Raw genomic sequence first — 14217 nt, 5'->3', positions numbered from 1 at the left:
CGCCTCATACGCTCGTAGCGCCGCGCGAGGCACCGTCGCATCGCGGGAGCTTCGTGCGCATGACACGATAAAGTGGTGGTCTCAACAGCGCACCGTCACCGACCGCCCTTCTCGACCACTCTTCCATGAGCCAAGCCCGTCACGCATGACCCTGCTCCGCGTCATCCTGCTCCTCGCCCTCGGGCTCTCGGCCTCGGTCCTCGGCGCCCTGTTCCTGTTCCAGCGTCATCTCATCTATCCCGGCGCTTTCGGGAGCGGTTTCGGCGAGGGCGAGCGCGGGGTGCCGGCCGGGACGGAGGCGGTCACGCTGAATACGGCCGACGGCCACCGCCTCTACGGCCTGTGGCGGGCACCGGAACCCGGACGCGGCGTGGTGCTGACCTTCCACGGCAACGGCTCGCTGCCCGAGCCACATGCCGCGCGGTTCTCGGACGGGGTCTGGCGCGCGGCCGGCTGGGGCACCCTCGCCATCGCCTATCGCGGCTATCCGGGCTCGACCGGCTCACCGAGCGAGGCGGGCCTCATCGAGGACGGGCTGGCGGCCTACCGCCTCGTCCGTGACCGCGCCCCGGACGCACCGATCCTGCTTCACGGCCATTCCATGGGGGCGGCAGTGGCCGTGGCCGTGGCCGCGCGCGAGCCGCATCTCGGCCTCTATCTCGAAGCGCCGTTCGTCTCCCTCACCCGCCTCGTCCGCGAACACTTCCCGCTGCTGCCCCGGCTGCTCCTGCGCGATACCTGGCGCTCGGATCGCCGCATCGGCGAGGCGACGGGGCGCATCCTCATCGTCCACGGCACCGGCGACCCCGTGATTCCCGTGGCGCATGGGCGCGACCTCGCGGCCCTCGCCGGGACCAGGGCGCGGTTCGTCGCCGTGCCGGGCGATCACGTCTCTCTCCTCGGCCAGCGCGACGCGGAGGCGGAAGCGACGTTCCGTCCCGTCAGGAGTGCCGAGCCCATTCCGGCCATGCCGCGTTGATAGCGGCAGGATGGGAGACGGGAATTTGGGACGACGCGCCCGGCAATGGCGGGAGGACGAGCAGACGGGGAACCTTCCGTCCGGCCCGACGATCTGCCCGCTCTGCGAACGGCCGATCCCGCCGCGCGCCAAATCGAGCCTGCACCACCTCACGCCCAAGCTGAAGGGCGGCGCCAAGGCCGGCACCGTCCGCCTGCACCAGATCTGCCATTCCGCGATCCACGCCCGCTACAGCGAAGCCGAGATCGCCCGCCGCCTCGCCGATATCGAGGTTCTGCGGGCCGATCCCGAGATCAGCGGCTTCCTCGCCTGGGTGCGGACCAAGCCGGACGATTTCCACGCCGCGACGCGGATGACGCGGGCGCGCAAACTCTCGCGCCGCAAGGTTTCCTGACGCCCCGCCATCCGCTTCGATGGTCGCCCCCGCACGGTCGTCGGGCGGGTGGCCGCCGCTCCGTAAAGTCGGCTGTTTTTCTTTAGAACAATTCGTTTTTGTTGCTCTGGAAGCACGCAGCCTTAGCAACGATTCCCAAGTCCTTGCTCGATTTCATGTAATAAATTATTCGCTTGCGTATACACAAAGTCGTTCCCCCCAATTTTTGAATCTTCAATGTGCTGGCTCCGAGCCGAAAGCTCGCATGCCTGTCGCAAAAGCAGGAATGCAACGGTGCGTAAGCGCGTCTCGACACTGGCAACAACCCTGAGTTACTCCGCAATTGGCGCCGCCTCGCTCGGTCTCGCCTGGATGGGATCATCCTCGAGCGCGTGGGCGCAGACCGCGGTGCGGCTGGACGAGCTGTCGGTGGAGGCCTCGTCCGGCGCCGCGGGCCGGGGTAGTTCGGGGTCGGGGCGCCTGGGAGACCTGCCGCCCCCCTATGCCGGCGGTCAGGTGGCGCGCGGCGGTTCCCTCGGGATCCTCGGCACCAGGGATGTGCTGAACACGCCCTTCAGCACCGTCAACTTCACCCAGCAGGTGATCCAGGATCAGCAGGCGCGCACCGTCGCCGATACGCTCATCAACGATTCCTCGGTGCGCCTGACGACGGGCAGCAACGGGTTCGACGATACGTTCCAGATCCGCGGCTTTCCCGTTCAGTCACAGGATGTGGGCCTGAATGGCCTGTACGGACTGGTCCCCTCCAACCGCGTGGCGGCGCAATACATCGAGCGCATCGAGCTGCTCAAAGGGCCCGGTGCCTTCATGTACGGCATCCCGCCGGGCGGGAGCGTCGGCGGCAGCATCAACATCGTGACCAAGCGCGCGCTCGATATCCCTTTCGTGCGCGTCACGCCGCAATTCATCAGCGATGGCAATTTCGGCGTCCATGTCGATGCCGGTACCCGCGCCGGCGAGAACAAGGAATGGGGCATCCGCTTCAACGGCCTGGGCCGGACCGGCGAGGCCTCGATCGACAACGGCAACCTGCAGAGCGGCATCGGCGCCCTCTCGCTCGACTATCGCGGCGAACGCCTGCGCTGGGCCCTCGATGTCATCTCGCAGAACGAAGACACCAAGAACTTCCGGCCCCAGCTGAGTCTACAATCGGATATCCCCTTCATTCCCCGGCCGCCCGATGCAAGAGGCAACTGGTTTCCGGGGACGCTGCTGAAGCAACGCGACAACACCGTCGCCTCCTTCGTGGAATACGACCTGACGGATTGGCTGACCGCCTATGGTGGAATCGGCTATCGCGCGGGCTCCAACCAGCAGACCTTCCCGGATACGCGCGTCTTCGGGTACTCGAACGGAGTCGATGCTCTCGGCAACTTCCGGCTCATCAACGCCTTCTACGATTCCGAGAGCAGCACGATCAGCGGCAATGCCGGCATGAAGGCCCGTTTCGACACAGGGTTCATCAACCACTCGCTGAACCTCGTCTTCACCGGGTTCAATCGGGAGGACGGCTTCGCCTATGTGTCGAACACACCGGGTGAATCGGTGCCGTCGAACATCTACCGGCCGGCGCCGCTTCCCGTGGTCACCGGGGCGCGCCTCAATCCCCAACGCTATGCCGACACCTCGCTGACGAGCGTCGCCGTCGTCGACACGATGTCGGCCTTCGACGATTCTCTGCTGCTCACCGCGGGCGTCCGCTACCAGATGGTGAACCAGAAGAGCTTCGACACCGTGACCCAGGCACGGACGAGCGAATACGATGCCGATGCCACATCGCCCCTCGCCGGCATCGTCATCAAGCCCTGGCAGAACGTTTCCCTCTACGCGAACTACGCGGAAGGACTGACGGCAGGCACCATCGTCGGTCCCGGCTTCAGCAATACGGGCGCGATCCTCAGCCCCTACAAGTCGGATCAGCAGGAAGTCGGGATCAAGGTCGATTGGGGGACCATCACGACGACGGCCGCCCTCTTCCAGATCAGCCGGCCCGATCTGGTCCAGACCGCCTCCGGTGCCCAGGCCTACAATGGCGAGCAACGCAACCAGGGCCTGGAACTGTCGGCCTACGGCGCCATCGCACCCAACCTGCGCGGGTTCGCGAGCGCGACCTTCCTGCGCCCCGAACTGACCAAGCCGATCGATCCCCTGCGGCGGGGGAACGACGCCGCCGGCGTGTCCGATCTCACCGTCTCCGCCGGCCTCGAATGGGATACGCCCTGGGTGCCGGGCCTCTCCCTCAACGGCCGGGTGATCTACACGTCCGGCGCATACCTCACCGACGCCAACACCTTGCGCTTCCCCGACTGGACGCGGGTCGATCTCGGCCTTCGCTACGCGACGCTGGTCTATGACAGGCCCATCACCTTCCGGTTCAATGTTGAGAACATCGCCGACAACCGCTATTGGCTCACGACGGGCACCTTCGTGACCGTCGCATCGCCCCGGACCTTCATCCTATCCGCCTCCCTCGACTTCTGACGCCGTAGAACCGGGCGGGGCTCGGCGAGCCCCCCCCGCGAGCCTCCCCAGGCCGGGGCAATCATCGAGGGTACCGCTCCCAGACGAGGGTGAGAATGCTCGTCTTGCCGTCGACGTTGAACTTGAAGGGAGGGGTCGTCAGGATGATCTTGCCATCCTTCAGTTCCACATCCCTGACCTGCGAGGTTCCGCTCCACGCTTCGTTCCACGACGTGTCGATCGCGTGCGTGATCCTTTGTCCATCGAGCGTGTACGTGCCAGCATAAGCGAAGAACGTCTTGTGCAAATGGATACGATCTTCGTCGGTCATCCTGTCGTTGGCGATGGGTTTCGTGCGGCCCTCGAAGGCGCAGATGACCATCATGCGCCCGTCCTTGCCGTAGGTGAGCCAACCGCTGGGGCGGGGTCCGCCATAAGCATCGAGCGTCTCGTTCGTGTCGACGATCTTGCGGGTGGCGCTCGCGAGGCGCCACGTTCCATGAATGTCGTGCGCTTCGAGCGCGACGGCAGACGAGGCGACGAAGCACCACGCTGCGGCGGGAACGCATAGTTTCACGAATCCCTCCCATGTCTTTCGATTCGCCACCGGCGAAGCGCAATAGATTATGCGAATACTTGACATTCCGCCATGACATCGAGGCCATCCCGATGCGAAACGGCCATTGTGGACCGCTCTGCGATCCGAACCTTCGCGTTGACCGGGCCTTCGGCATGGATCAAGGAAAGCTGCATCACAGGCAGCCGGCCTTGATTCCGGATCGGCCATGCTCGTTCCCGGATTTCGACGGAGTGCAGCTTTGGCCCCAGCGACCCTAATCCCAGGCCCCGGCGCCGAGGAGGCCTTGAGACTCGCCTGGGTCGACGTCGCCAAGGGCCTGTGCATCGTCCTCGTGGTGATGATGCACTCGACCCTCGGCACCGGCATGGACATGGGTGGCGAGGGCTTCCTCCATACCGTCGTCGCCTTCGCCAAGCCGTTCCGGATTCCCGATTTCTTCCTGCTGTCGGGCCTGTTCGTCGGCCGCGTGATCGACCGGGACTGGCGTCTCTTCGCCGACCGGCGGGTCGTCCACTTCGCCTATTTCTACCTGCTCTGGGTGCTGATCCAGTCGACGGTGAAATACGGCCAGATCGTCGACGGCGGCGGGCCGGGGGCCTTCCTTGCCCATCTCGCGCACGCTCTGGTTGAGCCCTATTCGACCCTCTGGTTCATCTATCTGCTCGCCGTCTTCTCGGTGCTGACGAAGCTCCTGCGCCGCCTGCATCCGGCGCTCCTCCTCGGCGGGGCCGCCCTGCTCCAGAGCCTTCCCCTCGAAGGTCATTCGGATCTCGTCACCGAATTCTGCGGCCGCTACGTCTGGTTTGTTGCCGGCTACCTGTTCGCGGCCTGGATCTTCCGGTTCGCCGACCTCGTCCGTCGCCACCCCCGTGCCGCCCTCGGCGGCCTCGCGGCCTGGGCATTGGTGAACGGCCTCTTCGCCTTCACCTCCACAGGCCACGAGACATTTCCGACGCTCGCGAGCCTGCCCCTCGTCAGCCTGGCCCTCGGCGGGGCCGGGGCGCTCGCCATCGTGGCCGTCGGCGCATTGCTCACCCTCGCCGGGGGGCCGGTGACGGCGGCGCTCAGAGCCTGCGGCGAGCGCTCGATCGTGATCTACCTCGCGTTCTTCCTGCCCATGGCGGCGACCCGGACGCTCATCGTGAAGACCGGCGCCATCGCCGATATCGGGCTGGCCAGCCTCGTCGTGACCCTCGTCGCCGTGCTCGTCCCCCTCGCCATCGAGCGGGTGGTGCGCCACACGCCCTTCGTCTTCCTGTTCCGTCGCCCGGCAGCGTTCCACATCGTCGCCGAGACGCCACCGCGATCCGCGAGGACAGCGGCAACAGGCTGAAATCAGGCCTGATCGTCGATGTAGCGGGAGGCGATCATCGAGGCGGCGGTGCGGTTCTCGACGCCGAGCTTGGCGTAGATGCTCTCCAGATGCTTCGTCACCGTGCGCGGTGACAGGCCGAGGATGTCGCCGATATCGCGGCTCGCCTTGCCCCGCGACAGCCAGAACAGCACGTCGGCCTCGCGGGCGGTGATCGGCAGGTTGGCGCGCAGGCGCTCGATGCCGCTGGCGGAAGCATCGCGGGAGAGGCGCAGCAGCACCTCGTCGCCGGTGGTGCCGATGAGGCTGAGGCTATGGGCGGCGCCCTCCGTATCCGGCAGCGTGACGGAGGCCGCGTTGCCGCCCTTCAGCTGTTCGGCGAGCCAGGAGCGGCCGGCCTCGGGCAGGCGCGAGCCCCCGTCGCCGAGCTTGGCCAGCACGCGGGCGGCCTGCGGCGTGCTCCACAGGACGGTGCCCTGGCGATCCACAGCGAAGAGTGTGCGGCCGGTCGTGTCGAGGGCCGCCCGCGCGCTCTGCGCGGCCCGCGCGCTCGCCAGATGCACGCGGATGCGGGCCAGGATCTCGTCGGGGGCGATCGGCTTGGTGACGTAGTCGCTGCCGCCCGCCTCCAGGCCCTTCACGATGTGTTCGGTCTCGGACAGGCCGGTCATGAAGATCACCGGCACGAGGGCGAGGTCGCTGCGCGCCTTCAGGCGGCGGCAGGTCTCGAACCCGTCCATGCCGGGCATCATTGCATCAAGCAGGATGATGTCGGGGGTGATCTCCTCCACCAGCGCCAAAGCGAGGTCGCCCGCCACCGCCACCAGGACGGTGGCGCCGGAGCGCTCGATCGCCTCCGTGAGGAAGCTCAGGGTCTCGGGGGAATCGTCGACGACGAGGACGATGTCGCGCTGCGTCTCAGCCATCGCGCATCCCTTCGAGGATGCGTACGTAGCGCCGGAGGTCGTAGGAGGCCACGAGCCCGCGCATCTGCGCGGCGATCTCGGCGGGCATGGCCGACTGGCCTTCGAGCTCCGTCAGCTTGGCTTCGATGCCGCGGACATGGCCGATCCGGCCGAGGCGGATCAGCTCGGCGATATGGTCCTGGCGCAGGGATTCGCCGCCTTGTCCGCTCCGGGGCGGAGCCTCGGCCAAGGCGGGCGCGGACGGGGCGGGCTGGCCCAGCGCCAGCAGCCGGTCGATCCGCTCCAGGAAGTCGCGCAGGTCGAAGGGCTTCGGGATGATCTCGTCATGCGGGGCGTCGTCGCCCCGGATCGGGCTGATCTCGTGGACGTTGGCGGACATGATGGCGATGCGGGAGGAGAGCCCGGCATCGCGCAGGGCCTTGGCCACGGCCCAGCCGCTCATCCCCGGCATGGCTATGTCGAGAAGGATGATGTCGGGCCGGCGCTCCATCGCCAGGTTCAGGCAATGCGGCCCGTCGGGGGATTCCAGCACGACGAGGCCGAGCGGTTCGAGCACCTCGCGCATGAGGGCGCGATGCGCGGCATCGTCGTCCGCCACCAGCACCACGCGCGGCGGCCCGACATGGACCGGCCTCTCCCGCCGGCTGCCGGCGGCGCGCTCGGACGGTTCGGCGGGCTTGGGACCGGCCGGGCGGTGCACCGAGGCCAGCATGAGCCGAAGGCTGAAGCAGGTGCCACGGCCGACTTCGCTCTCCACGCTGACCTCGCCGCCCATCACCTGGGCGAGGAGATGCGCGATGGTGAGCCCGAGCCCGGTTCCCGGCGTGTTGCGGGCGGCGGGCAGCGAGCCGCGCTCGAAGGGTCCGAAGATCCGCTGCAGGTCGCCCTCGGGAATGCCGAGGCCGCTATCGCGAATCGAGAACACCGCGACCTGGCTGCGATAGGTCATCTCCAGGGAGACCCAACCGGTTTCCGTGAACTTGATCGCGTTGGAGAGGAGGTTGAGCAGGATCTGGCGAAGGCGCTTCTCGTCCGCCGCCACCACGGCCGGCAGCACGGGCGGGCGCGAGAACCGGAATTCGAGGCCGGCGGCGTTGGCCTGGAGCCGGACCATGTCGACGATCTGGTCCAGGAATTCGGCGAGGCGGAATTCGTTGCGGTGGATCTGGAGGCGCCCCGCCTCCATGCGCGAAATGTCGAGGAGGCCGTCGATCAGGCCCGACAGGTGCTGGGCGCTGCGCCGGATGACGCGGATGCCGTTGCGGCGCGGAGCGGGGATGTCGTCGTCCCCCTCCAGCAGCTGCGCGTAGCCGAGGACGGCGTTGAGCGGCGTGCGCAGTTCGTGGCTCATGCCCACCACGTAGCGGCTCTTGGCGAGGTTGGCGGCCTCGGCCGTCTCCTTGGCCTGCTGCAGCTTGGCATCGGTGATCTTGTGGGCCTCGATCTCGGCCTCGTAGAGGGCGGTCTGGCGGGTGGTCTCCTCCTGCGCCACGCGGCGGCTCTCCTGGGCGAGCACGAACAGCCAGGCGACGATGCCGAGGATGACCACGAGGATGAAGAACACGCTGGTCAGCGCGGCGCGCAGGGTCTCGCGATGCTCCGGCTGCGTCGTCGAAATCCCGCCATGGACGATGCCGAGAATGAGCCCGATCACCGAGACGAGGGTGAGCATGAGGGCGAGGTAGCGGCCGAGGGGCGCCCCGATCCAGGCGGCGGTCTTCTCGGGCATGATCCGCGAGAGCACGCCCTGGGCCTGCGCCTCCAGGCGGCCATGCGGCTTGCACAGGTCGCCGCAGCGGGCGTCGAGGGAGCAGCAGAGCGAGCAGATCGGCCCGGCATAGGCCGGGCAATGGGCCATGTCCTCGCCCTCGAACGGATGCTCGCAGACGGTGCACTGGATCTCCGCGCGCCCGCCCCATTCGGCGGTAGCGGGCCTGGCGAGGTAGTACCGGCCGCCGGTGGCGTAGGCGATGGCGGGTGCGGCGGCGAAGGCGGTGACGAGGGCCAGAAGCGGCGCGAAGTTCTGGAGCCCGCCCCCAAGCAGACCCACATAAGCGAGGGAGCCCACCACCAGCGCCAGCGCGGACGCTCCGGTGCCGACCGGGTTCACGGCGTAGAGATGCGCGCGCTTGAACTCGATCCCCGGCGGCGACAGGCCGAGGGGCTTGTTGATGGCCAGATCCGCCGAGAGAGCACCGACCCAGGCCGAGACCACAACCGCATAGAGCGAGAGCGTGCTGGCGAGGGTCTTGTCGATGCCGAGCTCCATCAGCAGGAGCGCGATGGCGACGTTGAAGACGAGCCAGACCACGCGGCCGGGATGGCTGTGGGTCAGGCGCGAGAAGAAATTCGACCAGGCGATGGAGCCGGCATAGGCGTTGGTGACGTTGATCTTGAGCTGCGAGATCACCACGAACAGGCCGGTGAGGAGGATCGCCCCCTCCCGTGACGGCATCACGTAGCCGAAGGCGACCACATACATCTGCGTCGGCTCGGCCGCCTGATCGTAGGGCACGCCCTGCCCAAGGGCCAGCACCGCCAGGAAGGCGCCGAGCATGATCTTGAACATGCCGGGCAGGATCCAGCCCGCCCCGGCCCCGAGCACGGCGAGCCACCAGCGCGGATTGCTCCCCGATTCGGACGTCTCGGCCGGCGGGACGAAGCGGAGGAAATCCACCTGCTCGCCGATCTGCGCCAACAGCGCGAGGAGGATGGCGGAGGCGAGGCCGAACTGGGCGAGGTCGAAGCCCGAGATCGGGTAGCCCATGAATGTGGAGATGGAGCCGACGGCTTCCGACGCCCCCGGATAGGACAGGTGGTCACCGAAGGCGGGGCCGCTCTTCCACGCGATGAAGCCCAGGGGCAGGAGGTTGAGCCCGATCCAGAGCGGCTGGGTCCAGATCTGGAACCGGCTGATCAGGCTGATCCCGTAGATAACGAGGGGGATCACCACGACCGCGCTGACGATATAACCGATCCAGAGCGGCAGGCCGAGGCAGAGTTGCAGCGCCAGCGCCATGATCGACGCCTCGATGGCGAAGAACAGGAAGGTGAAGCTCGCATAGATCAGCGAGGTGATGGTGGAGCCGAGATAGCCGAAGCCGGCCCCGCGGGTGAGGAGATCGATGTCGACGCCGTAGCGCGCGGCATAGAGGCTGATCGGCACGGCGGTGGCGAAGATCAGCACGCCCACGAACAGCACCGCCGCCGCCGTGTTGGTGAAGCCCGTGGCCAGGACGAGAGTGCCGCCGATCGCCTCCAGTGCCAGGAACGAGAGCGACCCCAATGCCGTCTGCGCCACCCGCAGGCTCGACCAGCGCCGCGCCTTCTTGGCGGTGAAGCGAAGGGCGTAATCTTCGAGGGTCTCGTCCGCGACGAAGCGGTTATAGGCTCGCCGGATCGGGGGAATCTGCTGGCGGCCGCTCATGGGGTCGTTCAGTCTGCCCGGTCAGCGTCACGTGTGGGAGGAGCCGGCCCGCATGCGGTCACGGGTAAACGGCGGTCGATCAGCAATCCCCGTGCCGCGGGGCCGGGAGACATTGGTACACCAGGAGAGCCGCGTCGAGGCCTTGCTCCACGGGACTACGGGATTCACACATCTGCTATTTCAGGCAGAGCGCGTCCCTCTCCCCCTTGTGGGGAGAGGTTAGGAGTGGGGGTGGCTCCGCCAGTCTCCGTAAGCGGAGGGTCGCCACACCACCCTCACCTCCAACTCCTCCCCACAAGCTCGACGGATCTCGGGCAAGCCCGAGATCCGCTGGGGAGGAGGGCGATGCAACCTACCTCCCTACGCAAAACAGCGTATATGCTGCGCCGCGCCATCACGCCTAGCTTCCGCCATCCGCAACGGCCCGCCTTATGCAGGAGCCGGCGGGACATTTCCTGGAAGGGGTTCACGCAGGATGGCAGCCGACAACGAGCACGGACCGCACTCGGCCCTCCGTCGCAAACTTCTCATGGGTCTGGCGAGCATTCCGGCCATGGCCATGATGCCGCGCAGCGCCTTCGCTGCGGCTCCTCCGACCTCGGCGGTGAACACCACCGGCCTCGCGGTGACCGACACCGAAGTCACCGTCGGCATCCTCCATTCCGCCACCGGCACGATGGCGATCTCCGAGACCGGATCGATCCAGGCGGAGAAGCTCGCCATCGCGCAGATCAACGAGATGGGCGGCGTGCTGGGCCGCAAGATCAAGATCATCCAGGAGGACGGCGCCTCCGACTGGCCGACCTTCGCCGAGAAGGCCAAGAAGCTCCTCGTCAACGACCATTGCGCCGCCGTGATGGGCTGCTGGACCTCCGCCTCGCGCAAGGCCGCGCTTCCGGTGTTCGAACAGTATAACGGCCTGCTCTACTACCCGACCTTCTACGAGGGCCTGGAGCAGTCCAAGAACGTCATCTATACCGGCCAGGAAGCCACGCAGCAGATCCTCGAATCGCTCAACTGGGTGACCAAGGAGAAGGGCGCCAAGACGTTCTTCTTCATCGGCTCGGACTATATCTGGCCGCGCACCTCGAACAAGATCGCCCGCAAGCACATCGAGAACGTGCTGAAGACCAAGGTCGTCGGCGAGGAATATTTCCCGCTGGGCCACACCCAGTTCAACTCGGTCATCAACAAGATCAAGCTGACCAAGCCCGACGTGATCTTCACCGACGTCGTCGGCGGCTCGAACGTGGCGTTCTACAAGCAGCTCAAGGCGGCCGGTATCGACCTCAACAAGCAGACCCTGCTGACCATCTCCGTGACGGAAGACGAGATCGACGGCATCGGCGGCGACAACATCGCGGGCGCCTATTCCTGCATGAAGTACTTCCAGTCGCTCAAGAACGCCAACAACGAGAAGTTCGTCGCCGCCTTCCACAAGATGTGGGGCGAGAAGACCGTCATCGGCGACGTGACCCAGGCCGCTTATCTCGGCCCGTTCCTGTGGAAGATGGCCTGCGAGAAGGCCGGCTCCTTCGACGTCGACAAGGTGGTCGCAGCCTCCGCCGACATCGAGTTCAAGGAAGCCCCCGAAGGCTACGTCAAGATCCACCCGAACCACCATCTCTGGTCGAAGACCCGCGTCGCAAAGGCTCTGCCGAGCGGCCAGTTCGAGATCGTCTACGAGAGCCCCACGCTCATCGAGCCGAACCCCTTCCCGAAGGGCTACCAGTAGGACTGCGCTATCGGCGTAGATTTCCTCGTCGTCCAGACGGGACAATAGCTGGCGACGAGAGCCTCCACCGGAAACTCGGACACTCCGTCATCCCGGGTCCACGCAGTGGAGCCCGGGATCCAGAAACGCAGGTTCCACAAGGTTCTGCACCGTCGGCGGCTCTGGATTCCGGGCTCGCCTACGGCGCCCCGGAATGACGGGATGCCAGATACCGTCGCCCATTCGGAAGGGAAGACGCCGGCGGCCCAAGGATTGCACGACCGTCATTGCCTCCCTCGGAGTACGAAAACATGCTCGGTGACTATTCCCTCGGAGATCTCGGCGCGATCTTCGCGATGCAGGGTTTCGCCGGCCTGATCCTGTTCTCGGTCTACGTGCTGATGGCCCTCGGCCTCGCGGTCATCTTCGGCCAGATGGGCGTGATCAACATGGCGCATGGGGAGTTCATGATCCTCGGCGCCTACGTCACCTATCTGTGCTCGACCTTCTTCCAGACCCACCTGCCCGGCCTGTTCGGGGTCTACTTCTTCGTGGCGATGATCCTGGCCTTCCTGGCCTCGGGAGCCCTGGGGATGATCGTCGAATGGACGCTCATCCGGCATCTCTACAAGCGCCCCCTCGATACGCTGCTCGCCACCTGGGGCCTGTCGCTGATCCTGCAGCAGGCCTACCGCACCATCTTCGGGGCCCGCGAAGTCGGCGTCGAGCTGCCCTCCTGGCTCATCGGTTCGGTCCAGGTCACCGACACGATCGAGGTGCCGATCAACGGCCTGTTCGTGATGGCGATCACGACTCTCATCACCGTCGGCGTCGGCCTGCTGATGTACCGCTCGCGCTTCGGCCAGCAGGTGCGTGCGGTGATGCAGAACCGCCCCATGGCCGGCGCGGTCGGCATCGATACCGAGAAGGTGGATCGCTACACGTTCGGCCTCGGCTGCGGCATCGCCGGTGTGGCCGGCTCGGCCTTCACCATGATCGGCTCCACCGGGCCGACCTCGGGCCAGCTCTACATCGTCGACACCTTCCTGATCGTCGTCTTCGGCGGCGCGGCGAGCCTGCTCGGCACCATCGCCTCGGCCTTCTCGATCTCGCAGACCCAGTCGACCCTCGAATTCTTCCTGTCCGGCTCCACCGCCAAGGTTCTGACGCTGCTCGCCGTCGTCGGGATCCTGATGGTTCGCCCGCAGGGTCTGTTCACTCTCAAGGTCCGGCGCTGAGGAGGCCATCCCGATGACAAGCCCCGTCCAGACCCTGTCGAAGTCGCTCACCGTGAACGACAATCCCTTCATGAAACCGATGGAGTGGGTGAGCCTCGCGCTGCTCGCCGGTCTCATCCTCTTCGTCCTGCCGGCGACCCTCGACGCGTTCCGCCTCAACCTAGTCGGCAAGTATCTCACCTACGCCTTCGTGGCGCTGGGCCTCGTCATGTGCTGGGGCTATGCCGGCATCCTGTCTCTCGGACAGGGCGTGTTCTTCGGCCTCGGCGGCTATTGCATGGCCATGTACCTGAAGCTCGAAGCCTCCAGCGTCGAGAACACCAAGATCCAGTCGACGCCGGGCATCCCGGACTTCATGGACTGGAACCAGATCACCGAACTTCCCCTGATGTGGAAGCCGTTCCAGAGTCTGCCGCTGACGCTGATCCTCGTCGTGGCCGTGCCGGTGTTCTTCGCCTTCATCATCGGCTTCGCGATGTTCACCCGCCGGGTCGGCGGCACCTACTTCGCCATCATCACCCAGGCCATCGCCGCGATCCTGACGATCCTCATCGTCGGCCAGCAGGGCTATACCGGCGGCATCAACGGCATCACCGACCTGCGGACCCTGCACGGTTGGGACATCCGCACCGACAGCGCGAAGTTCATCCTCTACTTCGTCAATGGCGGCCTGCTCCTCGGCTGCATCCTGGCGGCGCAATACGTGAAGAAGGCCAAGCTCGGGCGCATCCTCCTCGCCATGCGCGACAAGGAGGACCGGGTCCGGTTCTCGGGCTATTCCGTGGCCGGGTTCAAGGTCTTCGCCTTCTGCCTCGCGGCCGGCTTCGCCGCCATCGGCGGGGCGATGTTCACCCTGCAGGTCGGGTTCATGTCGCCGTCCTTCGTCGGCATCGTGCCCTCCATCGAGATGGTGATCTACGCCGCCGTCGGCGGGCGCCTGTCCCTGTTCGGCGCCGTCTGGGGCACGCTTCTGGTCAACTGGGCCAAGACCACCTTCTCGGAGAGCTTCCCCGAACTCTGGCTCTTCGGCCTCGGCGCCCTGTTCATCGCCGTCGTACTCGCCTTCCCCAACGGCTTGGCCGGCATCTACCGCAGCTATGTCGAGCCGCGCCTGACCCGCAAGGTGAAGGCCCTGGCGCCGGTGGGTGCGCCCGTCCCCCACGGCACCCCCGCCGAATAGGAGCGAG

The 14217-nt window shown here is 66.4% G+C and carries 10 protein-coding genes; 7 read left to right on the top strand and 3 right to left on the bottom strand.

What is annotated here, in order from left to right:
• Positions 1 to 145 precede the first annotated feature (145 nt).
• From RQI43_RS16320 to RQI43_RS16310, 3 genes are all read left to right on the top strand, one after another.
• The gene (locus tag RQI43_RS16320; RefSeq protein ID WP_311275814.1) at positions 146 to 979 is read left to right on the top strand and encodes an alpha/beta hydrolase; all 834 of its coding nucleotides are present in this window, start codon (positions 146 to 148) and stop codon (positions 977 to 979) included.
• A 10-nt stretch (positions 980 to 989) separates the two neighbouring features.
• A complete protein-coding gene (locus tag RQI43_RS16315) occupies positions 990 to 1373 on the top strand; it encodes a restriction endonuclease (RefSeq protein ID WP_311275813.1) in 384 nt (127 codons plus the stop codon).
• Positions 1374 to 1646: 273 nt separating this feature from the next.
• Positions 1647 to 3854: a TonB-dependent siderophore receptor gene (locus RQI43_RS16310; protein WP_311275812.1), complete on the top strand. Its 2208-nt coding sequence runs from the start codon at positions 1647 to 1649 to the stop codon at positions 3852 to 3854.
• Positions 3855 to 3915: 61 nt separating this feature from the next.
• Here the strand turns inward: RQI43_RS16310 and RQI43_RS16305 are convergent, their stop codons facing one another.
• Positions 3916 to 4410 (bottom strand): lipocalin-like domain-containing protein, encoded by a 495-nt coding sequence (locus tag RQI43_RS16305; protein WP_311275811.1) that lies wholly within the window; start codon positions 4408 to 4410, stop codon positions 3916 to 3918.
• A gap of 208 nt (positions 4411 to 4618) precedes the next feature.
• Here RQI43_RS16305 and RQI43_RS16300 point away from each other — a divergent pair, with 208 nt between their 5' ends.
• Complete coding sequence (locus tag RQI43_RS16300; RefSeq protein WP_405030640.1) at positions 4619 to 5746, top strand: acyltransferase family protein; 1128 nt, start codon at positions 4619 to 4621, stop codon at positions 5744 to 5746.
• A gap of 2 nt (positions 5747 to 5748) precedes the next feature.
• On the opposite strand, the gene RQI43_RS16295 is transcribed toward RQI43_RS16300, so the two are convergent.
• Together RQI43_RS16295 and RQI43_RS16290 are read right to left on the bottom strand one after the other, a co-directional pair.
• Entirely contained in the window at positions 5749 to 6651 is a 903-nt protein-coding gene (locus RQI43_RS16295) for a DNA-binding response regulator (protein ID WP_311275809.1), read from the bottom strand.
• Positions 6644 to 10078, bottom strand: coding sequence for an ATP-binding protein (locus tag RQI43_RS16290; protein WP_311275808.1), 3435 nt, complete (start codon positions 10076 to 10078; stop codon positions 6644 to 6646). Before RQI43_RS16290 ends, RQI43_RS16295 begins: the two co-directional genes overlap by 8 nt.
• Before the next feature lie 475 nt (positions 10079 to 10553).
• On the opposite strand from RQI43_RS16290, the gene urtA reads away from it, so the two are divergent.
• From urtA to urtC, 3 genes are all read left to right on the top strand, one after another.
• The gene (gene urtA / locus RQI43_RS16285) at positions 10554 to 11813 is read left to right on the top strand and encodes an urea ABC transporter substrate-binding protein (RefSeq protein ID WP_311275807.1); all 1260 of its coding nucleotides are present in this window, start codon (positions 10554 to 10556) and stop codon (positions 11811 to 11813) included.
• A gap of 290 nt (positions 11814 to 12103) precedes the next feature.
• Positions 12104 to 13030: an urea ABC transporter permease subunit UrtB gene (gene urtB / locus RQI43_RS16280; protein ID WP_018041706.1), complete on the top strand. Its 927-nt coding sequence runs from the start codon at positions 12104 to 12106 to the stop codon at positions 13028 to 13030.
• Between the two features lie 13 nt (positions 13031 to 13043).
• Complete coding sequence (gene urtC, locus RQI43_RS16275; RefSeq protein WP_207414355.1) at positions 13044 to 14210, top strand: urea ABC transporter permease subunit UrtC; 1167 nt, start codon at positions 13044 to 13046, stop codon at positions 14208 to 14210.
• Positions 14211 to 14217 lie beyond the last annotated feature (7 nt).

The organism is Methylobacterium sp. WCS2018Hpa-22 (genome assembly GCF_031843785.1).
Classification (GTDB): domain Bacteria; phylum Pseudomonadota; class Alphaproteobacteria; order Rhizobiales; family Beijerinckiaceae; genus Methylobacterium.
This window is presented reverse-complemented; position numbering and strand designations above follow the sequence as displayed.